Genomic DNA, 20,474 nt, shown 5'->3' on the forward strand with positions numbered 1-20,474 from the left:
CTGATTGAACGTCGCGCTCCGTCATCCTCGCGCACGCGGGAATGACGGAGCTGGCGTAGCACGCGCGCCAGTCTTGCCTCCGTAATCTCGCCCGCGTAACACTGGGCGATGACAATCGCATCCGACCTGGTCGCCGAACTCGACCGCCTCTACCGCGCCTCCGTTGCGCGGCTCCAGTCCGCCATGAGCGCCTATATCGCCGACGGCACCGTGCCCGATCCGGCAACCCGCAGCGATGGCTCGTTCGCCTATCCAGAAATCCGGCTGATCTACAAAGGCGGCATCGACCGTCCCACGCCGCTCCGCTCGTTCGGGCGGATGGTGAATCCCGGGGAATACCGGATCAGCGTGACCAAGCCCGCGATCTTCGCCGACTACCTAACCGAACAGCTCACCCTGCTGATCGAGGATTATGACGTCGAGGTCGAAGCCGTCGAAGGGCGGCAGGAGATCCCCTTCCCCTATGTCATCGACCCCGGCCACGCGCTGAGCCTCGACGAGGTCTCCGCGACCGAGCTCGCAAGATTCTTTCCCGCCACCGAGCTCGCGCATATCGGCGACGAAATCGCCGACGGGCTGTGGGTGGCGCAGGACGACACGCGCCCGCTCGCGCTGTTCGATGGCTTGCGGACCGATTTCAGTCTCGCACGGCTGCGCCATTACATGGGCACCCCTGCCGAACACGCGCAGCGCTTCGTATTGTTTACGAACTACCACCGCTATGTCGATGAATTCGTTCGCTGGGCGGGCACGCAGCTCGGCGAAGACAGCCGGTTCACGACGTTGTCGGGTGCGGGCGGGATCACGATCTCGTCAGGGGACGATATCGATAAGATCATCTCCGACAGCGCATGGCGGCGGCACCAGATGCCCGCCTATCACCTGATGGCGGACGACCGCACCGGGATCACGCTCGTCAACATCGGCGTCGGCCCGTCCAACGCCAAGACAATCTGCGACCATCTCGCGGTGCTGCGTCCCGAGGCCTGGCTTATGATCGGTCACTGCGGCGGCCTGCGTCCCAGCCAGCGGATCGGCGACTATGTGCTCGCGCATGCCTATCTGCGCGACGACCATGTGCTCGACGACGTGCTCCCGCCCGAAATCCCCGTCCCTGCGATCGCCGAGGTCCAGGTGGCGATGGCCAAGGCCGCCGAGATCGTCTCGGGCCAGTCGGGCGAGGACCTGAAGCGCCGGCTGCGTACGGGGACGATCGTCACCACCGACGACCGCAACTGGGAGCTGCGCTATTCGAAATCGGCGCTGCGCTTCTCGCTGTCGCGAGCGGTCGGCATCGACATGGAATCGGCGACGATCGCCGCACAGGGCTATCGCTTCCGCGTTCCCTACGGCACGCTGCTCTGCGTCTCGGACAAGCCGCTCCACGGCGAGCTGAAGCTGCCGGGTCAGGCCAACCGCTTCTACGAACGCGCGATCAGCGAGCATCTGCGGATCGGGATCGAAACCTGTGAGCAGCTTCGCCAGGAGGGTGCCAAGCTGCACAGCCGCAAGCTGCGGGCGTTCGATGAGCCGCCGTTCCGGTAAGGCCTACCGCGCGATTTTCGGAGCGCATCGCATGCCGATGCGTTACGCCCGCGGGATCATTTTGTGAGGGAGCATAGCCGTGGCCGACACCGACCCGCCTGAAACGGACGCCAAGAAGCCCGTCGTCACGCGCCGCCGCGCGCCGCGCAAGGCCAGTGCACCCAAGCCGGCCAAGCCCGTGGTTGCGCCGGCCGCGCCGGTACTCGACAAGCCGGCATCCGAAAAGGCGGTCCCCGTCTCGCGCAAGCCCAAACCCGCCCCCAAGCCGCGCTCGACCAAGCGCAGCACGCCGCGACCGATATCGGCGCGCAAGACGCCGCCGCCCGTCGCCAAGCCGATCGACAAGGTCGGCGGCAAATGGGGTGCCGCCGCGATCGCGGGCGGCGTCGCGGTACTTGGCGCTGCCGCAGCGCTACTGACGTTGCGCGGCAGCACGCCGAAGACGCCCAAACCCGCTGGCAAGCACGCGCATCAGGCGGACGGTACGGATTCGTCGAAGTCGTTCGAAGCCGGGATTGCCGACGAAGGAACGATCCCGGAATAATCGTCCCTGGCCCCCACTGTTCCCCCGCGGATGCGGGGGCCCAGCTAGAGCCAAAGCGCGCTTGCGCCGTGGATCCCCGCCTTCGCGGGGAAACAGGGCCGCCACCAATTGCCTAAAGCTCACCAGCCGGTGGGCTTGCCCTTGTTCTGCACGTCGAGCCACGCCTTGAGCGGCTTGAAATACTCGACCAGCGCCGCGCCCGACATCTCGCGGCTCCCCGTGAACACCTGCAACGCATCCGGCCAGGGCTTGGACTGCCCCATGCTCAGCATCGCGTTCAGCTTCGTGCCGACCGCCTTGTTGCCGTAGAACGAGCAGCGATGCAGCGGCCCCTTCCACCCCGACTGCTCGCACGCAGCCTTGTAGAACTGGAACTGCAGCACGCGCGCGAGGAAGTAGCGCGTATAGGGCACCGCCGCCGGGATATGGTATTTCGCGCCCGCGTCGAACTTCGTCTCGTCGCGCGCGACCGGCGGCTTGATCCCCTGATATTGCAGCCGCATCTGGTCCCACGCCGCCTGATAGCCGGTCGTCGGGATCTGTCCCGAGAACACGCCCCAGCGCCATTTGTCGATCAGCAGCCCGAACGGCAGGAACGCGACCTTGTCCATCGCCTGACGCAGCAACAGGCCGATATCCTTGTCCGCGCTCGGCACGCGCGCCTGGTCGAGAAGTCCGATCTTCACCAGATAATCGGGCGTGATCGACAGCGCGACGGTATCCCCGATCGCCTCATGGAAGCCGTCATTCGCGCCGTTCTTGTACAGCATCGGCTGCGCCTTGTACGCGCGCTGGTAGTAATTGTGGCCGAGCTCATGATGGATCGTGACGAAGTCGTCCGCATTCACCTTGGTGCACATCTTGATGCGGATATCGTCCTGGTTGTCGATATCCCAAGCCGATGCATGGCAGATCACGTCGCGATCCGCGGGCTTGGTGATCTGCGATCGCTTCCAGAAGGTCTCGGGGAGCGGCGCAAAGCCCAAGGACGAGTAGAAGCCCTCGCCCTGCTTCACCATCTTCACCGCGTCATAGCCCGTGGCCTTCAGCAGCTCGCCCGTGTCGAAGCCGAGATCGCCAGATCCCTTGGGAGCGACAATGTCGTAAATGTTGCCCCATTCCTGCGCCCACATATTGCCGAGCAGGTCGCTACGGATCGGGCCGGTCTTCGCCTGGACCGCATCGCCATATTTCTCGTTGAGCTTCCACCGCGTATAGGTGTGCAGCGCCATGTAGAGCGGCTCGACGTCTTTCCAGATCTTGTCGGTCAGCGCGGCGAATTGCTCGGGGCTCATGTCGTAGCCCGACCGCCACAGCGCGCCGACATCCTTGTAGCCGAGCTCGCGCGCGCCCTCGTTCGAGATCGCGGTCATCTTGGCATAGTCGCCGCGCATCGGCGCGCCGACCGCGTCGTTCCAGCTCGTCCACATCTCCTGCAGCTTGGCGGGATCGCGGCTCTCGCCCATCGCCGCCTCGATGTCTGAGCCGTTGATCGGCTTGCCGTCGAGCGTCCCCATGCCCTTGCCGTAGGACGACGACATCTTCGTCGTCAGCATCGACAGCTCGTCCGATGCGCCCGGCCGCGTCGGCGCGGGCAGCGTCAGCCCCCCGCGGAGCAGGTCGAGCTTGCGCTTGGTGTCGACCGACAGCCCTGGGACATTGGCGTATTTCGCCGCACCCAGCGCATATTTCACGCCGAGATCGGTCATCTCCGCCCCCGACTTCGCCGCGAGCGCATCGGTATCGTCGGTGATGTAGGTCGCGTTCACCCACGCCACGCGCGAGGCGTCGACCGACTTGGCGGCAAAGACCTTTTCCGCCTCGGCGACGAACGCATCCGCCTGCGCGGCGGTCGGGCTGGACGCGGCGGCGGTGGCCTGGGCACCGGCCACCGACGGCGCAGCGCACAGCGCGCCGGCGAGAGCAAACATCGAAACGCTGAACCGAACCATCATCATCCCCTTATCGTGAGGCCCTGATGGATGATCCGCCGCCAGATGGTCAACCCGCCAGCCACGCCCCCTCCCGTCATCCTGACGAAAGTCAGGACCCAGGGTTACCGGGGACGGCGCTGCTTGGCTCCGGGTCCTGACGTTCGTCAGGATGACCGGGGGCTATTCAGCAAGAAAGTCCGCAATCGCCTGGCCAAGCTCGGGCTTCACCACCGCACTCATATGCCCGCCCGGCGTCGCGACATAGCGGCCATGCGGCAGCACCGCGGCGAGGTCCGGTGCCGACCCGTTATCCTCGTCCTCCGCACCGCACACCACCAGCGCCGGCTGCTCGATCGCCCTGACCGCCTCGATCGGTGTATCCGCAAAGGTCTCGAGGATCCCGAGCAATGCGACCGGATCGCCGCCCGTGGTCTTTAGAAACGCCTCGGCCAGCCATTCCGGCGTGCCCTGGACATGCTTGCCCAGATTGGTGAGGATATTGCGGAAATGCCCCGCGCGCCGCGACGTCTCGGTCAGCCCGGCGAGGCCCATTCCCGAAAAGATCACCCGCCTTGGGGTCGCGCCCGTCGCCAGCATTCGCGACGTCGTCCGCGCGCCCAGCGAATAGCCGCCGAGATCATAATCGGTGAGCCCGAGATGATCGACCAGCGCATGGCCGTCGAGCGTCAGCGCATCCGCGGGGTAGAATTCCAGCCCATGCGGCTTGCCGCTCTCTCCGTGCGCGCGCAGGTCGGGCATGATCACGCGGAACCCCTTGGCCGCGATCTTGGTGGCATGGCCATAGCGGATCCAGTTGGTCTTCGCGTCGGAGAAATAGCCGTGGATCAGCACCACCGGTCGCCCCTCGCCGACCTCGCGCCACGCGATCCGCGTGCCGTCGAAGCTCTCGAAATACTGCGTTTCGGTCGGGGAATGTGCCACGGATCCAGATCCCTATAATCGTAGGATGTTGCCGCCCCCGTCCGACACACGACACCGTGCTGTCAACCGCCACCGGGACCGGGACCGGCGCTAAACCCCGCAACGCACGACTCGATCACAAAAAGGGGTAGTGTGGCACGCAAACTCCTCTAGCTAAGGGGCAAGGATCGCGTCGGACGATTCACCGAGGATGCGCGAAGGGCCCGACCAAGGACCCGCAATGCCGCCATCTGCCGACGCCACCCTCCCCTCAGCCACCCTTCCCCTGGGACGCCCGCACAGCATCGCGGAGGATTTCTACGCGCTCGTCATCGGCTGTATCCTGCTGGTGATCGGGCTGGTCTTCCTGAAGGCGGCGGGGCTCGTCACCGGCGGGATCGCCGGGATCGCGCTGCTCTTGTCCTATCTGGTGCCCTTGCCGACCGGCGTGCTGTTCACGCTGATCAACCTGCCCTTCTTCCTGTTCGCGCATTACGCGATGGGCCGCCGCTTCGCGATCAAGACGATGCTGGTGAATGCCGGGATCGCCGCCTTCTCGACCTTCGCGGGCGGATCGATGCACGTCGATCAGATGCACCCGTTCTTCGCCGCGATCGTAGGCGGCACGGTGATCGGGCTCGGCATCCTCGTCCTCGCGCGGCATCAGGCCGGGGTCGGCGGCACCGGGGTCGTGACGCTGTGGCTGCAGCGCACGCGGGGATGGAATGCGGGCCGCACGCAGATCGCACTCGACGTGGTAATCCTAGCCGCCGCGATCCCTGTCGTCAGCGCGGGTCAGTTCGGCTGGTCGGTCCTAAGCGCGGCCGCGATCAGCCTGATCCTGATCGCCTGGCATAGGCCGGGACGGTATATCGGTCACTGATCGCAGCCATAAGACGATCCAGCGAAGCAGGATCGCATAGGCAAGATCGGCCGACGGCGCACTCAGCGCCGGTCGACGACACGGGCTTTGCCCGTGTCCGCCCACGCAGGATGACGCCCGCGATACGTCATCCCGCGCTCGACGTCGGATAAGCGGAAGGAGGCTCCCCCTCCCGCTCCCCCGCTTACGCGTCCTTCTTCAGATGCCGACGACCCAGGAGCTCGGCGATCTGCACCGCGTTCAGCGCCGCGCCCTTGCGCAGATTATCCGACACGCACCACAGGTTGATGCCGTTCTCGACGGTCGAATCCTCGCGCACGCGGCTGATGAAGGTCGCGAACTCGCCGACGCATTCGATCGGCGTGATGTAGCCGCCATCCTCGCGCTTATCGATCAGCATGACCCCGGGCGCCTCGCGCAGGATGTTCTGCGCCTCCTCGGCCGAGATCTCGTTCTCGAACTCGATGTTGATCGCTTCCGAATGACCGACGAAAACCGGCACCCGGACGCAGGTCGCGGTGACCTTGATCTTCGGGTCGAGGATCTTCTTGGTCTCGACCACCATCTTCCACTCTTCCTTGGTCGATCCGTCGTCGAGGAAGCTGTCGATGTGCGGGATCACGTTGAACGCGATCTGCTTGGTGAACTTCTTGGCCTCGGCCGGGTCGCCGACGAAGATGTTGCGGCTCTGCTCGAACAGCTCGTCCATGCCCTGCTTGCCCGCGCCCGACACCGACTGATAGGTCGCGACGACGACGCGCTTGATCTTGGCCGCGTCATGCAGCGGCTTGAGCGCGACGACCATCTGCGCGGTCGAGCAGTTCGGGTTGGCGATGATGTTGCGGACCTTGTAGCCGTCGATCGCGTCCGCATTCACTTCGGGCACGATCAGCGGCACGTCCGGATCCATCCGGTACAGCGACGAATTGTCGATCACGGTGCAGCCCGCCGCGGCGAATTTCGGTGCATAGACCGCGGTCGCCTCCGACCCGATCGCGAACAGCGCCATGTCCCAGCCGGTGGGGTCGAAATTCTCGATATTCTGGCATTTGATCTGCTTGCCGGTGTCACCGAAATCGACCATCTCGCCCTGGCTGCGCGACGATGCGACGCAGGCGATCTCGTCCGCCGGAAATTCACGCTCCGCCAGGATGTTGAGCATTTCGCGCCCGACATTGCCGGTCGCCCCTGCGACCACGATCCGATAACCCATTATGTCGTCCCTTGATGCCGCCGCGAAACGATCGCGACATTGCTGATTTTCATTCGGGCGCGTCCGTATACGTCTCCGACGCACCCTGCCAGATAACTTTATTTCGTCGCGGGCAAGCTCGTCCCTTCACCGGGAACCGGTTTGTCCTTCACCGTCCGGTCGAGGAAGTTGAGGATCGTCCCCCAGACATGCTCGCTGATCCCCGGCCCCGCGACGCGGTGCGTATAGCCCGGGTAGAACATCATCTCGAACGGCGTCGCAGTCGCCTGCATCTTGGCCGCGACCTTGGTCGAATTGTCGAGGAACACGTTATCGTCCGCCATGCCGTGGATCAGCAGCAGCGGATCCTTGATCAGCGCCGCATCCTCGACCGCGGCCGACGTCGCATAGCTCGCCGGATCGGTCTTGGGGTCGCCCAGATAGCGCTCGGTATAATGCGTGTCGTAGAGCTGCCAGTCGGTGACCGGCGCGCCCGACACCGCAGCGGCATAGACCCCCGGCGTCTTCTCCAGCATCTTCAGCGACATGTACCCGCCATAGGACCAGCCATAGGTCGCGATCTTGCTCGGCTCGACGAACGGCAGCGTCTTCAGATACTCCGCCCCGCTCAGCTGGTCCTCGACCTCGACCGTGCCCATCGCATGATAGATCGCGTCCTCGAACTTCTTGCCGCGGTTGTACGAGCCGCGATTGTCGATCTGGAAGAAGATCCAGCCCTGATCGACCAGATATTGCGGCAGCGGCCCCTGCCAGCCGCGCGTGACCTGCTGGCCGGTGCCCGGGCCGCCATAATGCTGGAAGAAGACGGGATATTTCTTGCCCGGCTCGATCGGCGGGGTGATCATCTCGTAATAGAGCGTCGTGCCGTCCTTGGCCTTCAGCGTGCCGAACTTGGTCTGCTGATGGCTGGCGGCATAGGGATGATAGGGATGCCCCTCCTTCACCGCATTCTCGTTGATCCACGAAATCCGCTTGCCGGTCGCATCCGCCAGATAGACCTGGGTCGGCTGTGACGGGTTCGAGCGCGAGACGATGAACCGCGTGCCGGCACCGTCCATCGACGCGCTGTTCCACCAGCCGCTCTCGGTCAGCTTGGTGATCGCGTTCGGCTTGGCGATATCGACCGAATAGAGCTGCTGCTCGAGCACGTCGTCCTTGTTGCCCGTGAAGAACAACCGCCCCTTGGCCTGGTCGACGCCGACCAGCCCGGTCACGACCCAGTCGCCCTTGGTCAGCTGCGTCCAGCGCCCCGCCGCGAACCGGTAGAGATGGCCATAGCCGCTGCGCTCCGACCGCCAGATCAGGCTGCCGTCCTTCAGCACGCGGTAGGCGTCCGACAGGTTCAGCCAGCTCTTCACCCCCGACTTCTCGGTGAACAGGATCGTCGACTTGCCCGTTGCCGGGTCGACGCGCAGCATCTCGAGCAGCTTCTGGTCGCGGCTCTGGCGCTGGACGAGCAGCATCGTCCCGTCCGGCGTCCAGTCGACCCGCGCCAGATAGATGTCGGGATTGGTGCCCAGATCGACCTTCACCTGGCCCGACCCGTCGGGCTTCATGACGTACAGGTCCACCAGCGCGTTGGGCGTGCCAGCGGCGGGATAGCGCTGATCATAGACCTTGGTCCCGGTCGCGCCGATCGAGGCACGCGTGAAGATGCGCACCGGCGCCTCATCGAAGCGCTCGACCGCGACATAGCGCTCGTCGGGCGACCACCAATAGCCCGTGCGACGATCCATTTCTTCCTGCGCGACGAACTCCGCCTCGCCGAAATGGACGGTGCCGCCGCCGCCCTTGGTGACCGCGCGCGCCTCGCCGCCCGCGAGCGGCTGGACGACCAGATTCTGGTCGCGGACATAGGACACGAACCCACCCTTGGGGCTGATCACGGGGTTCAGCTGGCCACCCGGTGTATCAGTCAGCCGCCGGACCTTGCCGTCGAGCGTCGCGATGTACAGGTCGCCGTCGAGTGGCACGAGGATCGACTTGCCATCGGGGGCCCAGTCATAGGCGATGATACCCTTCGACCCGGCGATCCGCGCGCGCTCACGCTGCATCTTCTCGGCTTCGCTCAGCTCGGCGCCGCTGCCTACACTCTTCGAATCGACGAGCATCCGCTCCTGGCCCGTGGCGGTATCGACCGCCCACAGGTCGAACCGCTCCTTCTCGTCCGCCCGGTTCCGCAGCGAGGTCAACAGCGCACCGTCGGGCGACAGCCGAACCGCGCGCGGCTGCGGGCCCGACAGGTCGGGATTGCCGAACACCCGCGCCAGCGTCAGATCGCCGGCCGGGGTTGCAGCTGCCATGGGAGCCGCGGCCGGATCGCTCGGCGTTGCAACGCCGTCGGCGCCGCCAGCCGTTTGCGCAGACGCGCCGTCAGCAGCCATCGCGGCGGTTCCGACCGAAGCAAGTGCAAGCCCAAGCAACCATGTACGCATCCTATAGTCTCCGATGGACGGGCTCCAGCGCGGCGCCGGTGCCGCGCGCGTTATCGCGGCGCGTCCCGCCCCCGTAAAGCCGTAAACCCCGCGTCACGCGCTTGCCCGCGGCCAAGGCGTCACGCCCAGGCCGACCGGACTCGCCGGCGGATGGTTAGCAGCCGGTTAACGTCATGTGCACGCCGTCTTTACACGTGACGTGCAAGGACCTGTGGCCGGACGTCCGCACGCATATGGCGCGCGGGCATCCCAGACATGACCGGGGACTAATGGCTTCGACAACGGCATCCATTGACGAAACACGGCCCGGCGCCTGGGACGTCGTCGCGCGCCTTGGCGCCGTAGACGGTGCTGTCGCGCACCCTCACGCGACGCGGCTGATTCAATCCGCCCCAGCCCAGCGCAACCTGTCAGATGCGGTGCACGCGTTCTGCGACGTCTATGGACGGCATCCCGGGATGATCGACGACGCCTTGCTGCGCGGCGCACAGCTCGCATCGCTGCCCTGGCTCGAAACCGCAGCGACCGGGTTCGCGATCGAACGCGGCTATCTCGCCCAACTGACCGCGGCCGTGGGGCCGTTGCCCTCGACACCGGGTCAGGCGGCGACCGAGGCCGCCCTCGCCGGCGTGCGCAACGCGCTGGAGATCCTGTCCGGTTCGGAGCGCGCCGGTTGCGCCACGGGGGCAGTGGCCGCGCTGCTCCACGACTGGGCGGTGACGCGCGATGTGCTCGACCTTGCCGCGACCCGCTTCGGCATCGTCGCGCCGCCGCGCGCGCTCCCGCCCGCTGACGTCAGCGCCAAGGCGCTGGCGACGCTGGGTGCGACGCCTGGTACACGGCGCGCCATCACCTTCGGGGCGCAGCAGCTCTACGCCCAGCATCGCGGCCTCTGGTCGCTGCTCGAAGCCCGCGCCAGCGCGCGCGGCGATCTCTGAACGGATTGCACTCGCAGCCTAGGCCAGTATCGTAGCAACTCCCCGGGCAACCTCTGAAAACAACGTCTTGAACTGCGCCTCGGTCGGCGTGCCGCCGCGCGTGTAGACACTGATCATAATCGGCGTGTCGGGATCGCGCCACAACAGCCCGATGTCGCCGGCCGCGTCCTTGCCGTTGTTCCCCGTCTTGTTGCCGATTGCCCATCCGCGCGGCAGACCGGCCCGCAACCGCGCGGCGCCGGTCCGGCATTGCCGGAGCCACAGCATGAGCAGCGCGCGTGACGAGGGCGACAATACCGGACCACGCGTCATCCGTCCGATCGTCGCCGCCATCGCCCTCGGCGTCGTCGTGTTGCGCAACCCACCCGGCGGCGTACGGTTCAGGAACGGCTCGATATCGTCGAGCCGGCTGACATCGTCGCCGAGACCCCGCCAATAGGCGGTGAGCGCGGCGGGTCCGCCGATCCGCTGCAACAAGATGTTGGCGCAGCTATTGTCGCTCTGCTCGACTGCCGCTTGACACATCTCGCCAAGCGACATCTCGCCGCGCGCCAGATTCTGACGGGTAACGGGTGCGTGCCAGTCCTGCAGGTCTGCGGGCGATAGCGCGATCCTGTCCGCAAGCCGGGCCCGGCCGCGATCGACCCGGTTCAGCACGCACGCGGCGAGCGACGCCTTGAACGTGCTGCACATGACGAACCGCTCATCGGCACGCCAGGCGATCGCCCTCCCCGTCGTCAGGTTGCGCGCGTAGAGCCCGACATGGCCGCCACTCGCGGTCTCATAGTCGGCGACGCCGGGCGGAGGAGCCTCGCTGCGTGCGAAGGCCGGACGCGTAACGAGCGTTGCGGAAACGCCTGACAGGAGAGCCCGCCTGTTCAGCATGATGATCGTGATGCCTCCTCCAGCCGCGTCGTTTCGCCGCGCGGATGCTCGGTACACCGTCCAGGCCTTGCAACGAAACCCGATCGCTGTCGGTGTCGCCATCGTCCGGGTTGCGTCGGATGCCCAACAGCTTCTATCCGTACCGGGAATTCGATTCTGACGGGAATGGGCATGAAGCGCTTCGAAGGCACGCAGAGCTATGTCGCGACCGACGACCTCAAGGTCGCGGTGAATGCCGCGGTGACGTTACGCCGCCCGCTGTTGATCAAGGGTGAGCCCGGCACCGGCAAGACCGTGCTCGCCTATGAGATCGCCAAGGCGCTCGGCGCGCCATTGATCGAATGGAACATTAAGTCGACGACCAAGGCGCAGCAGGGGCTGTACGAATATGACGCGGTCGCCCGCCTGCGCGACGGCCAGCTCGGCGACGAGCGCGTCCACGACATCGGCAACTACATTCGCAAGGGCAAGCTCTGGGAGGCGTTCACCCAGCCGGCACCGCCCGTCCTGCTGATCGACGAGATCGACAAGGCCGATATCGAGTTCCCGAACGATCTGCTGCAGGAACTCGATCGGATGGAATTCCACGTCTACGAGACCAAGGAAACCGTCCGCGCGGTCGAGCGTCCGATCGTCATCATCACCAGCAACAACGAGAAGGAACTGCCCGACGCATTCCTGCGCCGCTGCTTTTTCCACTATATCAAGTTCCCCGATCGCGACACGATGCAGGCGATCGTCGACGTCCATTTCCCCGGGATCCAGCGCATGCTCGTCTCGCGCGCGATGGACCTGTTCTACGACGTCCGCGACGTACCCGGCCTGAAGAAAAAGCCCTCGACCTCCGAACTGCTCGACTGGCTCAAGCTGCTGCTGTACGAGGACATGCCGCTCGAGACGCTGCAGAACCGTGATCCGACCAAGGCGATCCCGCCGCTGCACGGCGCACTGCTCAAGAACGAACAGGACGTGATGCTGTTCGAACGCCTCGCCTTCATGGCGAAGCGGCAGAAGAACCAGGGGTAGCTTCGGGAGCGACGAGACAGCCGCGGCCGGAACGGTCCGCCTGAGCGACGCTGAAAACGCGGCTTTAATCAGTTGCGCGCTATTGCTCCGGGTGTGCGTCACCACCTGCCCCTCCCCGCGGCATACGCGTTGCTTGCGATCCTGGGCGTCGCGGTCTGGATCCGGATCCTATCGGCCCATGGCGGGCTGTGGGTCGACGAGGCGTGGTCTGCGGTGCTGGTGGCGAAGGTGGACACACCCTTGGACGTGTTCACCTCGATCAACCACGATAATAATCACCATCTGAACAGCCTGTGGATGCAGGCGGTCGGCTATGCCACGCCGCCGCTGGCCCTGCGCGCGCTGTCGATCGTCACCGGTGCCGCCACGGTGCTGGTCGTCGCCGCGATCGGTGCGCGGCGCTCCACGGCGCATGCGCTGGTCGGCGCGGCGCTATTCGCGCTGTCGCCGATCCTGGTCAATTATGGCAGCGAAGCGCGCGGCTATGCGCCGATGCTGCTGTGCGCCTTGGGTGCGATCCTGGTCGCCGCACGCTGGCTCGACGCCCCCGCCCCTGCGCCCCGCCATCCGCCGGGGCTGCTCGCGCTGCTGACCATTCTCGGACTCCTGTCGCAGTTGACGATGCTGTTCTTCGTGGTTGCGATTGCCGCCTGGGTCGCGCTGACGCTGCGCCAAAGGTTTTCCACCGGGACGGCCGCCGCGATGACCGCGCGGCTGATGCTGCCGAGCGTCGTTGCGGTCATGCTCGTCTTCACGCTGGTCTTCGGCGCCGCGGCCGCAAGCCCCGGCGGCATGCAGGTCGGCGACTATGTGCCCTTCTCGTTCGCCAGCCTGGTCGATGCGCTGCAGGTCATGCTGGCGACGACGCTCGGCGCATCCGCCTTGCCCCGTTGGTGGATCGCGGTGCTCGCGCTCACACTATGCGTCGCCGCAATGGTCGCCGTCGCGCATCGACGCCCCATGGCGTGGCTGGCAATGCTCGCAATTGCCGGGCTGCCGATCGCCCTCGCCACGCTTCACATCGCCAATACGGGAATGCCGCGCTACTTCCTGCTGTCTAGCGTCGCGGTTCTGTTGCTCCTGACTGACCTGATCGCCACGGCGCTGACGAAAGGCCCGCGGTCAAGGATGTTGGCCGCGCTCGCCCTCACCCTCCTCGCGATCGGCATGAACCACGACATCACGCAGGACATCGCGCGACGACGCGGCGATATCGATGCCGCCATCGCCCGCGTCCGCATCGAAGCACCGGGCGGCGCACGCGTTCATGTCGATCACCTCCAGCCCGTTGCCCCGCTTCGGGTCGCAGCCGCGACGGCGCGTTATCCGCTCGTTCTGACAGGCGACTGCCGACCTGTGCAATTCGTCTTCGTCGATCTCGACGACGGCGGCGCGGCGGCGGCCACGACGCGACGCTGCGGACGCCTTTATACGCTTCGGACCGTGCGCCGCCGGGGAATGCTGTCGGGAACCGACTGGGCACTTTACGGACTACCCCGCGCGCGCAACGCCTTGTCGTCTAATCCATATTGAGGCTGGCGCATCGTCATGCCATTAACCACAGGCGGCAACATGGCGGTCATGGGACGGCCTTTAGGATCACGGGATGAATCGCTTCAGTCGCGCCCTTCTCTCCGCTGTCCTCATGATCGGCGCGGGGTCTGCTGCACAGGCATCGCTGCTCGACTATGTCGGCCAGTGCGTTCCGTTTGCGCGAGCGGCCTCGGGGATCGAGATCTATGGCGATGCCTGGACCTGGTGGCGTCAGGCCGATGGCCGCTACGAGCGCACGCACCGGCCAAAGACGGGCTCGGTCATCGTTTTTGCGAAGACGGCCCGCCTGCCGACGGGGCATGTCGCGGTCATCAGCCGCGTCGTCGAGAAGCGCGTCGTGATGCTGACCCATGCCAATTGGTCGCGCCAGAACGGCGAACGCGGTCATGCCGAACAGGACGTCACGCTGTTCGACGTCTCGCCCGCCAATGACTGGAGCCGCGTCAAGGTCTGGTACAAGGATGTCGACGGCCTCGGCGGCGGGATCTACCCCGTCTACGGCTTCATCCACGGCGATGCGCGACCCGCGGCCGAACTGACCAGCCGCAATCCCGATTATGTCGGCGCGCTGATCGACGCATACGTCCCGGGCAGCTGACCGCGCATACCCGATCCTCGACTCGCCCCTCGACTTCGCGGGGCTGGAGAGGCAGGATGGAGCGATGTTTCTCAACTTTCTCGACGAGCTGCGCCGCGCGGGCATCCCGGCCAGTCTCAAGGAGCACCTGCTCCTGCTCGAGGCGCTCGACGCCGAGGTGATCGAGCGCACACCCGAGGAGTTCTACTACCTCTCCCGCGCGGTCTATGTGAAGGATGAGGGGCTGCTCGACCGCTTCGACCAGGTCTTCGCCAAGGTCTTCCGCGGCCTCGCCACGAGCTATGGCACGACGCCGACCGACATCCCCGAGGATTGGCTGAAGGCGGTCGCCGAGAAATTCCTCACCCCCGACGAGATGGCCGCGATCCAGTCACTGGGCTCGTGGGACGAGATCATGGAGACGCTCAAGAAGCGGCTCGAGGAACAGCAGGGACGCCATCAGGGCGGCAACAAATGGGTCGGTACCGGCGGCACCTCCCCGTACGGCAATGGCGGCTACAACCCCGAAGGCGTGCGCATTGGCGGCGAGAGCCGGCACAAGCGCGCGCTCAAGGTCTGGGACCAGCGCGAGTTCCGCAATCTCGACAACACCCGCGAACTCGGCACGCGCAACATCAAGATCGCGCTGCGACGCCTGCGCCGGTTCGCGCGCGACGGGGCCGCGGACGAACTCGACATCGACGGCACGATCGCCGGTACCGCACGTCAGGGCTATCTCGACATCGTCATGCGCGCCGAACGCCGCAATGCGATCAAGATGCTGCTGTTCCTCGATGTCGGAGGATCGATGGATCCCTTCGTCAAGCTTTGCGAAGAACTCTTCTCGGCCGCGACCACCGAGTTCAAGAACCTCGAATTCTATTATTTCCACAACTGCCCGTACGAAGGCGTGTGGAAGGACAACACGCGCCGCTTCGCCGAGCGTACGCCCTTGTGGGACGTGCTCCACAAGTTCGGCCATGATTACAAACTGGTGCTGGTCGGTGACGCATCGATGAGCCCGTACGAGGTCACCCATCCCGGCGGCTCGGTCGAGCATTTCAACGAGGAGCCGGGCGCGGTGTGGATGCAGCGCCTGACGACCACCTATCCGTCTGCGGCATGGCTCAACCCCGTGCCCGAGGCGCAATGGGGCTATTCGCAATCGGTCCGCATCATGCGCGAACTGATGACCGACCGCATGTACCCACTGACTCTCGCCGGTCTCGACGACGCGATGCGTGAGCTTACCCGCAAGCGCTAAGGCCCCGCCTGCGCGATCCCGTAACGGAACCGTCATGGACCCGGTCGGTTTAGCGTGCATCATCCCTGTGCGAGGAATAGCTTATGTCGTCGATCCCGAATTCTGCCATGCCGCATGCCAAGGTCAAGCATGACGACGACGCCGCGCCGGCTCCCGCCGCGAAGGGCGACTGGATGGACGATGCGACGGACGCGGCAAAGGCCGGCATCGCCACCGCCACCGACGCGGTGAAGTCGCACCCGAAGACCGCGATCGCGGTCGGCGCCACGCTGGTCGCCGGCATTGCCGCCGCGATTGCCGCACCTGCGCTCCGCGCAAAGGACGCACCGGAAAAGAAGACCCCGCCAAAGCCCGCGCCCAAGAAGCCCGGCAAGCCGAAAAAGGCTCACTGAGGGAAATGTGTGGCCCGCCGGCAACGGTGGGCCATAGTCTTCTGTATCTTGGCGGGCTCAGGCCGGGTGAACGATCCCGCCCATCATCGCCGCCGGCACCCCCGTTGTGCCCGGAAAACTGATCGGCAGCCCGCGGAGCGTCCGCACCGCCATATAGGCGAACCCTTCCGCCTCCAGCGCATCGCCGTTCCACCCAAGCGCGTCCGTCGCCTCAACGCCGAGCCCGGTCACCGCGGCGATCATGGCCAGCATCGTCGGATTGTGACGTCCACCGCCCGCGACTAGCAGCCGCTTGGGTCGCGCGGGCAGATGCCGTACCGCATCCGCAACCGTCTGCGCGGTGAATGCGGTCAGCGTTGCCGCACCATCCGCCGCCGACAGTCCGCGTGCCGGCTGTATGGTAAAGTCATTGCGATCGAGCGACTTGGGCGGCGGTGCATCGAAGAACGGGTGATCGAGCATCGCCGTCAGTACCGTCTCGTCGACGCGCCCCGCCGCCGCCAGCGCGCCCCCCTTGTCGTAGCGCGCGCCCGTCTCCGCCTCGACCCAGCTGTCGATCAGGCCGTTCGCCGGCCCCGTATCGAACGCGACCAGCGAGTCGTTGCCATTTGTCGCACCGGGAATGAAGGTGATGTTGCCGACCCCGCCCAGGTTCAGCACCGCGACCGGCCCGTCGAGCGTGGACGCCAGCGCCGCATGGTAGACCGGCAGCAGCGGCGCGCCCTGCCCCCCCGCCGCCACATCGGCCGACCGGAAATCGGATACCGTCGTGATCCCCGTGGCGCGTGCCATCGCCGCGCCGTCGCCGATCTGCCAGGTCCAGCCCCGATCGGGTCGATGCGCGATCGTCTGTCCGTGAAACCCGATCACGTCTACTTCCGCTGCGGCGACACCGGCATCCGCCAGCAGCTTGTGCACTGCGAAGACATGCGTACGCGTGATGAGATCGCCCGCGGCGACGATCGGCGGACTGGCGCGCGGCCGATCGAACGTCAGCGCCATACGTGTCGCGTCGGACAGTTCCGCGCGCGCCGCATCCGAATAGGGCTCCCCACGGAACGCGATGGGGCGGACCATCGCCTCGCCATCGGTCTCGATCAGCGCGGCGTCGATCCCGTCGAGCGACGTCCCCGACATCAATCCAATCGCCAGCATTTTGGGTCCCTTTCCCTGTCCTCAGACCCGGCCATGACGGATCGCATCTCGACCGCCTAGAAAAAACCGAACTTTGCGCCTATGTGCGCGGCTCCCATGGCAACCATACTCCCCACTCCGCCCAAGATCGGCATGGTCTCGCTCGGCTGTCCGAAGAACCTCGTCGACAGCGAGCGGATTCTCACCCAGCTGCGCAGTGACGGCTATCAGATGTCGCCCGACTATGCCGGCGCCGATGTCGTCCTCGTCAACACCTGCGGCTTTCTCGATTCGGCGAAGGAAGAAAGCCTCGAGGCGATCGGTGAAGCCATCGCCGAGAACGGCCGCGTCATCGTCACCGGCTGCATGGGCAAGGAAGCCGAGGCGATCCGCGCGCGCTTCCCGCAGGTCCTCGCGATCACCGGTGCGCATGAATATGAGCAGGTCGTCGGCGCGGTCCACGAAGCCGCTCCGATGCCGCCGTCCGCGTTCCTCAACCTGATCCCGGATGCCGGGCTCAAGCTGACCCCGCGGCACTACAGCTATCTGAAGATCTCGGAAGGCTGCAACCATCGCTGCTCCTTCTGCATCATCCCGAGCCTGCGCGGCGATCTCGTCAGCCGTCGTCCCGACGCGATCCTGCGCGAAGCCGAAAAGCTCGTCGCCGCGGGCACGAAGGAACTGCTGGTCATCAGCCAGGACACGTCGGCCTATGGCGTCGACCTGCGCCACTCGGTCTGGCCATTGAAGGGTGGCGGCGAGGTTCGTGCGCACATGACCGACCTCGCGCGCGAACTCGGCAAGATCGCGCCGTGGGTGCGGCTGCATTACGTTTACCCCTATCCGCACGTCGACCACGTCATACCGTTGATGGCTGAGGGCCTAGTGCTGCCCTATCTCGACATCCCGTTCCAGCATGCCGCGCCATCGGTGCTGCGCCGGATGAAGCGCCCCGGCAATGATGCCAAGGTGCTCCAGCGCATTCACAAATGGCGTGAGATCGCGCCCGACATCACGATTCGCTCGACCTTCGTCGTCGGCTTCCCCGGCGAGACCGAGGAGGATTTCCAGTATCTGCTCGACTGGCTCGACGAGGCGCAGCTCGACCGCGTCGGCGCGTTCCGGTTCGAACCGGTCGAAGGCGCGGCCGCCAACCTGCTGCCCGATCATGTGCCCGAGGCGCTCAAGGAGGAGCGCTACGCCCGGATCATGGAAAAGACTGCGGCGATCTCGGCTGCGAAGTTGCAGGCCAAGATCGGCCGGACGCTCGACGTGATCATCGACGTGGTCGACGACGAGGGGGCGACGGGTCGCTCACAGGCGGATGCGCCCGAGATCGACGGCGAGGTCTTCCTGCGCGACGCAGGTCACCTGACGGTCGGCGATATCGTACCCGTGACGATCGAGGATGCCGACGATCATGATCTGTACGGCGTGCCGGTCTGACGCGCCTGCGTCGGTCTTGCCGCAACGATACTACCCCAAGGTGCACGCGAAAACGCCTGCACCTTGGGGCTCACGGATTCAGACTACGTTGCGACCGGTGAACAGCTTCACGAGCACCACGATCACCGCGATCACCAGCAGGATGTGGATCAACCCGCCCGCGACGTGGAAGGCGAAACCGGCAAGCCAGAGGACGAGCAAGATGACGGCGATGGTCCAGAGCATGGCAGTTCCCAATCTGTTGTGATGACGTGATCGATGCCGCTGAAACGTCCCCGTGCACGGGCGTGTTCCGCTGTTTAACCTGATATGGGTTAAACTCTTCAGCTGGCTCGACATTAAGTTGCGGCGTTGCGCCGACACCCGCCTTCTGCTTCGATGCCACCATGCTGTTTCGCCTGTTCACGCTCGCCGCGCTCGCGCTTCCCTTGCCCGCCATCGCCCAGTCGCTCACGCCTGCGGAAAGCGCGCAGATCGATACGCTCGTCGCCGGTTCGCTCCGTGATACAGGCGTCCCGTCCGCATCGATCGCGATCGTGCGCGGCGGGCGGATCATATTCGCCAAGGCCTATGGCAAGCCGTCCGAAACGATCGCGCGGGCGGATCCGGCGTTGCCCTATCAGATCGCGTCGATCTCGAAGCAATTCACCGCCGCCGCCATCCTGCTGCTCGAGGATGAGGGCGGGCTGAGCCTCGACGATACGGTCGCGAAATATGTCCCCGGCGTCACCGGCGGCGACCGCGTCACGATCCGCCAGTTGCTCAGCCACACCTCGGGGCTGCAGGACTATTGGCCGCAGGATTACAGCTTTGCGGCGATGGCCACCCCCGTCACGCCACAGCAGATCGTCGATCGCTGGGGGAAGAAGCCGCTCGATTTCGAGCCGGGCACGCAGTGGCAATATTCCAACACGGGCTATGTCGTCGCGGGCCTGATCGTCGAGAAGGTCGCGAACCAACCGCTGCTCGACTTCCTGCAGCAGCGCATCTTCAAGCCGCTCGACATTCGCGCACTCGATCAGGACAAGGCGATCGGCAAGGCATTCCCGCAAGGCTATGGCCGTTTCGCGCTCGGGCCCGTCCGCCCCGAGACGCCGAGTGCGCCGGGCTGGCTCTACGCCGCGGGCGAGCTGTCGATGAGTGCGCGGGACCTCGCCAAATGGGACGTCGCGCGGCTTACCCGCACCACGCTGCCCACGGACGACTGGGCGGCGCAGGAGACGCCGGTCAGGCTCGCCGACGGATCGACCAATGGCTATGGCCTCGGCGTCTCGACCGGCACCGCCGACGGCCGTCGCTATGTCGAGCATAGCGGCGAGGCGGTCGGCTTCCTGTCCGAGAACATCGTGTATCCCGACGATCAGGCGGCGATCGTCGTGCTGACCAACAGCTGGTTCAGCGATGCGGTCGGCCGCATCTCGAGCGGCATCGCGAAGATCGTCCTGCCACCCCCCGCCGCGAACGCAGAGGATACCGCCGCCCTGCCCAGGGCACGCGCAGTCTACGATCAGCTCCGCACCGGCACGCTCGACCGCAGCCGCCTGACCGAGGACGCCAATTTCTATTTCAAGCCGGTGGCGCTCGCGGACTATAAGTCGAGCCTCGGCGCGCTCGGCGAACCGACCGGTTTTGCGCAAACCGGCCGCGCCCGCTTGCGCGGCGGCTTCGTCAACCGCACCTATCGCATCACCTATCCCGACCGCACGCTGTCGCTCAGCACCTATGCCGAACCCGGCGCAAACGGCCGGTACGAACAATTTCTCGTGGCTCCCTCTCAGTAACT

The 20,474-nt window shown here is 65.7% G+C and carries 18 protein-coding genes; 11 read left to right on the plus strand and 7 right to left on the minus strand.

The features are described from left to right. The first annotated feature begins 108 nt into the window (after positions 1-108). The gene (locus IFT71_RS03760; protein ID WP_192139141.1) at positions 109-1,545 is read left to right on the plus strand and encodes an AMP nucleosidase; all 1,437 of its coding nucleotides are present in this window, start codon (positions 109-111) and stop codon (positions 1,543-1,545) included. Between the two features lie 79 nt (positions 1,546-1,624). After that, positions 1,625-2,089 carry a hypothetical protein gene (locus IFT71_RS21330; RefSeq protein ID WP_192139142.1) on the plus strand — a complete coding sequence of 155 codons (465 nt, stop codon included), beginning with the start codon at positions 1,625-1,627 and terminating at the stop codon, positions 2,087-2,089. A gap of 119 nt (positions 2,090-2,208) precedes the next feature. On the opposite strand, the gene IFT71_RS03770 is transcribed toward IFT71_RS21330, so the two are convergent. Together IFT71_RS03770 and IFT71_RS03775 are read right to left on the minus strand one after the other, a co-directional pair. After that, a complete protein-coding gene (locus IFT71_RS03770; RefSeq protein WP_192139143.1) occupies positions 2,209-4,041 on the minus strand; it encodes a M2 family metallopeptidase in 1,833 nt (610 codons plus the stop codon). Between the two features lie 162 nt (positions 4,042-4,203). Next, complete coding sequence (locus IFT71_RS03775) at positions 4,204-4,965, minus strand: alpha/beta fold hydrolase (RefSeq protein WP_192139144.1); 762 nt, start codon at positions 4,963-4,965, stop codon at positions 4,204-4,206. A gap of 220 nt (positions 4,966-5,185) precedes the next feature. On the opposite strand from IFT71_RS03775, the gene IFT71_RS03780 reads away from it, so the two are divergent. Continuing rightward, positions 5,186-5,827, plus strand: coding sequence for a YitT family protein (locus IFT71_RS03780; RefSeq protein WP_031394464.1), 642 nt, complete (start codon positions 5,186-5,188; stop codon positions 5,825-5,827). A gap of 184 nt (positions 5,828-6,011) precedes the next feature. Here the strand turns inward: IFT71_RS03780 and IFT71_RS03785 are convergent, their stop codons facing one another. Both IFT71_RS03785 and IFT71_RS03790 read right to left on the minus strand, forming a co-directional pair. Further along, positions 6,012-7,040 carry an aspartate-semialdehyde dehydrogenase gene (locus IFT71_RS03785; RefSeq protein WP_031439890.1) on the minus strand — a complete coding sequence of 343 codons (1,029 nt, stop codon included), beginning with the start codon at positions 7,038-7,040 and terminating at the stop codon, positions 6,012-6,014. Between the two features lie 98 nt (positions 7,041-7,138). Then, positions 7,139-9,343 carry a S9 family peptidase gene (locus IFT71_RS03790; protein WP_446740746.1) on the minus strand — a complete coding sequence of 735 codons (2,205 nt, stop codon included), beginning with the start codon at positions 9,341-9,343 and terminating at the stop codon, positions 7,139-7,141. Between the two features lie 401 nt (positions 9,344-9,744). Between IFT71_RS03790 and IFT71_RS03795 the strand changes: the two genes are divergently transcribed. Continuing rightward, positions 9,745-10,413 (plus strand): DUF6975 family protein, encoded by a 669-nt coding sequence (locus IFT71_RS03795; protein WP_192139146.1) that lies wholly within the window; start codon positions 9,745-9,747, stop codon positions 10,411-10,413. Positions 10,414-10,431: 18 nt separating this feature from the next. Here IFT71_RS03795 and bla read toward each other — a convergent pair whose 3' ends face one another. After that, positions 10,432-11,298 (minus strand): class A beta-lactamase, encoded by an 867-nt coding sequence (gene bla, locus IFT71_RS03800; RefSeq protein WP_192139147.1) that lies wholly within the window; start codon positions 11,296-11,298, stop codon positions 10,432-10,434. Between the two features lie 171 nt (positions 11,299-11,469). Between bla and IFT71_RS03805 the strand changes: the two genes are divergently transcribed. From IFT71_RS03805 to IFT71_RS03825, 5 genes are all read left to right on the plus strand, one after another. Next, positions 11,470-12,324 carry an AAA family ATPase gene (locus IFT71_RS03805; protein ID WP_192139148.1) on the plus strand — a complete coding sequence of 285 codons (855 nt, stop codon included), beginning with the start codon at positions 11,470-11,472 and terminating at the stop codon, positions 12,322-12,324. Positions 12,325-12,453: 129 nt separating this feature from the next. Beyond that, positions 12,454-13,857 (plus strand): hypothetical protein, encoded by a 1,404-nt coding sequence (locus tag IFT71_RS03810; RefSeq protein ID WP_192139149.1) that lies wholly within the window; start codon positions 12,454-12,456, stop codon positions 13,855-13,857. A gap of 73 nt (positions 13,858-13,930) precedes the next feature. After that, the gene (locus IFT71_RS03815) at positions 13,931-14,476 is read left to right on the plus strand and encodes a CHAP domain-containing protein (protein WP_192139150.1); all 546 of its coding nucleotides are present in this window, start codon (positions 13,931-13,933) and stop codon (positions 14,474-14,476) included. 64 nt (positions 14,477-14,540) lie between these two features. Next, the gene (locus tag IFT71_RS03820; RefSeq protein ID WP_192139151.1) at positions 14,541-15,719 is read left to right on the plus strand and encodes a vWA domain-containing protein; all 1,179 of its coding nucleotides are present in this window, start codon (positions 14,541-14,543) and stop codon (positions 15,717-15,719) included. Positions 15,720-15,802: 83 nt separating this feature from the next. Then, a complete protein-coding gene (locus IFT71_RS03825; RefSeq protein ID WP_056676217.1) occupies positions 15,803-16,111 on the plus strand; it encodes a hypothetical protein in 309 nt (102 codons plus the stop codon). A 57-nt stretch (positions 16,112-16,168) separates the two neighbouring features. Here the strand turns inward: IFT71_RS03825 and IFT71_RS03830 are convergent, their stop codons facing one another. After that, complete coding sequence (locus tag IFT71_RS03830; protein ID WP_192139152.1) at positions 16,169-17,266, minus strand: anhydro-N-acetylmuramic acid kinase; 1,098 nt, start codon at positions 17,264-17,266, stop codon at positions 16,169-16,171. Positions 17,267-17,362: 96 nt separating this feature from the next. On the opposite strand from IFT71_RS03830, the gene rimO reads away from it, so the two are divergent. Continuing rightward, on the plus strand, positions 17,363-18,691 hold the full coding sequence (gene rimO / locus IFT71_RS03835) for a 30S ribosomal protein S12 methylthiotransferase RimO (protein WP_192139153.1): 1,329 nt from the start codon (positions 17,363-17,365) through the stop codon (positions 18,689-18,691). A gap of 78 nt (positions 18,692-18,769) precedes the next feature. Here rimO and IFT71_RS03840 read toward each other — a convergent pair whose 3' ends face one another. Beyond that, the gene (locus tag IFT71_RS03840) at positions 18,770-18,916 is read right to left on the minus strand and encodes a lmo0937 family membrane protein (protein WP_107045915.1); all 147 of its coding nucleotides are present in this window, start codon (positions 18,914-18,916) and stop codon (positions 18,770-18,772) included. A 161-nt stretch (positions 18,917-19,077) separates the two neighbouring features. On the opposite strand from IFT71_RS03840, the gene IFT71_RS03845 reads away from it, so the two are divergent. Next, a complete protein-coding gene (locus IFT71_RS03845) occupies positions 19,078-20,472 on the plus strand; it encodes a serine hydrolase domain-containing protein (protein WP_192139154.1) in 1,395 nt (464 codons plus the stop codon). Positions 20,473-20,474: the final 2 nt, after the last annotated feature.

The sequence above is a fragment of the Sphingomonas sp. CFBP 13733 genome, from assembly GCF_014841795.1.
GTDB classification, from domain to species: Bacteria; Pseudomonadota; Alphaproteobacteria; order Sphingomonadales; family Sphingomonadaceae; genus Sphingomonas; species Sphingomonas aerolata.

What these genes read in the sequence shown, in the direction of transcription:
- bla (WP_192139147.1), bottom strand. Translation starts at nt 11,298, where the DNA reads ATGCTGAACAGGCGGGCTCTCCTGTCAGGCGTTTCCGCAACGCTCGTT.
- IFT71_RS03770 (WP_192139143.1), bottom strand. Translation starts at nt 4,041, where the DNA reads ATGGTTCGGTTCAGCGTTTCGATGTTTGCTCTCGCCGGCGCGCTGTGC.
- IFT71_RS03815 (WP_192139150.1), top strand. Translation starts at nt 13,931, where the DNA reads ATGAATCGCTTCAGTCGCGCCCTTCTCTCCGCTGTCCTCATGATCGGC.
- IFT71_RS03825 (WP_056676217.1), top strand. Translation starts at nt 15,803, where the DNA reads ATGTCGTCGATCCCGAATTCTGCCATGCCGCATGCCAAGGTCAAGCAT.
- IFT71_RS03845 (WP_192139154.1), top strand. Translation starts at nt 19,078, where the DNA reads ATGCTGTTTCGCCTGTTCACGCTCGCCGCGCTCGCGCTTCCCTTGCCC.
- IFT71_RS03790 (WP_446740746.1), bottom strand. Translation starts at nt 9,343, where the DNA reads ATGGCAGCTGCAACCCCGGCCGGCGATCTGACGCTGGCGCGGGTGTTC.
- IFT71_RS03785 (WP_031439890.1), bottom strand. Translation starts at nt 7,040, where the DNA reads ATGGGTTATCGGATCGTGGTCGCAGGGGCGACCGGCAATGTCGGGCGC.
- IFT71_RS03840 (WP_107045915.1), bottom strand. Translation starts at nt 18,916, where the DNA reads ATGCTCTGGACCATCGCCGTCATCTTGCTCGTCCTCTGGCTTGCCGGT.
- IFT71_RS03795 (WP_192139146.1), top strand. Translation starts at nt 9,745, where the DNA reads ATGGCTTCGACAACGGCATCCATTGACGAAACACGGCCCGGCGCCTGG.
- IFT71_RS03805 (WP_192139148.1), top strand. Translation starts at nt 11,470, where the DNA reads ATGAAGCGCTTCGAAGGCACGCAGAGCTATGTCGCGACCGACGACCTC.
- IFT71_RS03760 (WP_192139141.1), top strand. Translation starts at nt 109, where the DNA reads ATGACAATCGCATCCGACCTGGTCGCCGAACTCGACCGCCTCTACCGC.
- IFT71_RS03780 (WP_031394464.1), top strand. Translation starts at nt 5,186, where the DNA reads ATGCCGCCATCTGCCGACGCCACCCTCCCCTCAGCCACCCTTCCCCTG.
- IFT71_RS03820 (WP_192139151.1), top strand. Translation starts at nt 14,541, where the DNA reads ATGTTTCTCAACTTTCTCGACGAGCTGCGCCGCGCGGGCATCCCGGCC.
- IFT71_RS03830 (WP_192139152.1), bottom strand. Translation starts at nt 17,266, where the DNA reads ATGCTGGCGATTGGATTGATGTCGGGGACGTCGCTCGACGGGATCGAC.
- rimO (WP_192139153.1), top strand. Translation starts at nt 17,363, where the DNA reads ATGGCAACCATACTCCCCACTCCGCCCAAGATCGGCATGGTCTCGCTC.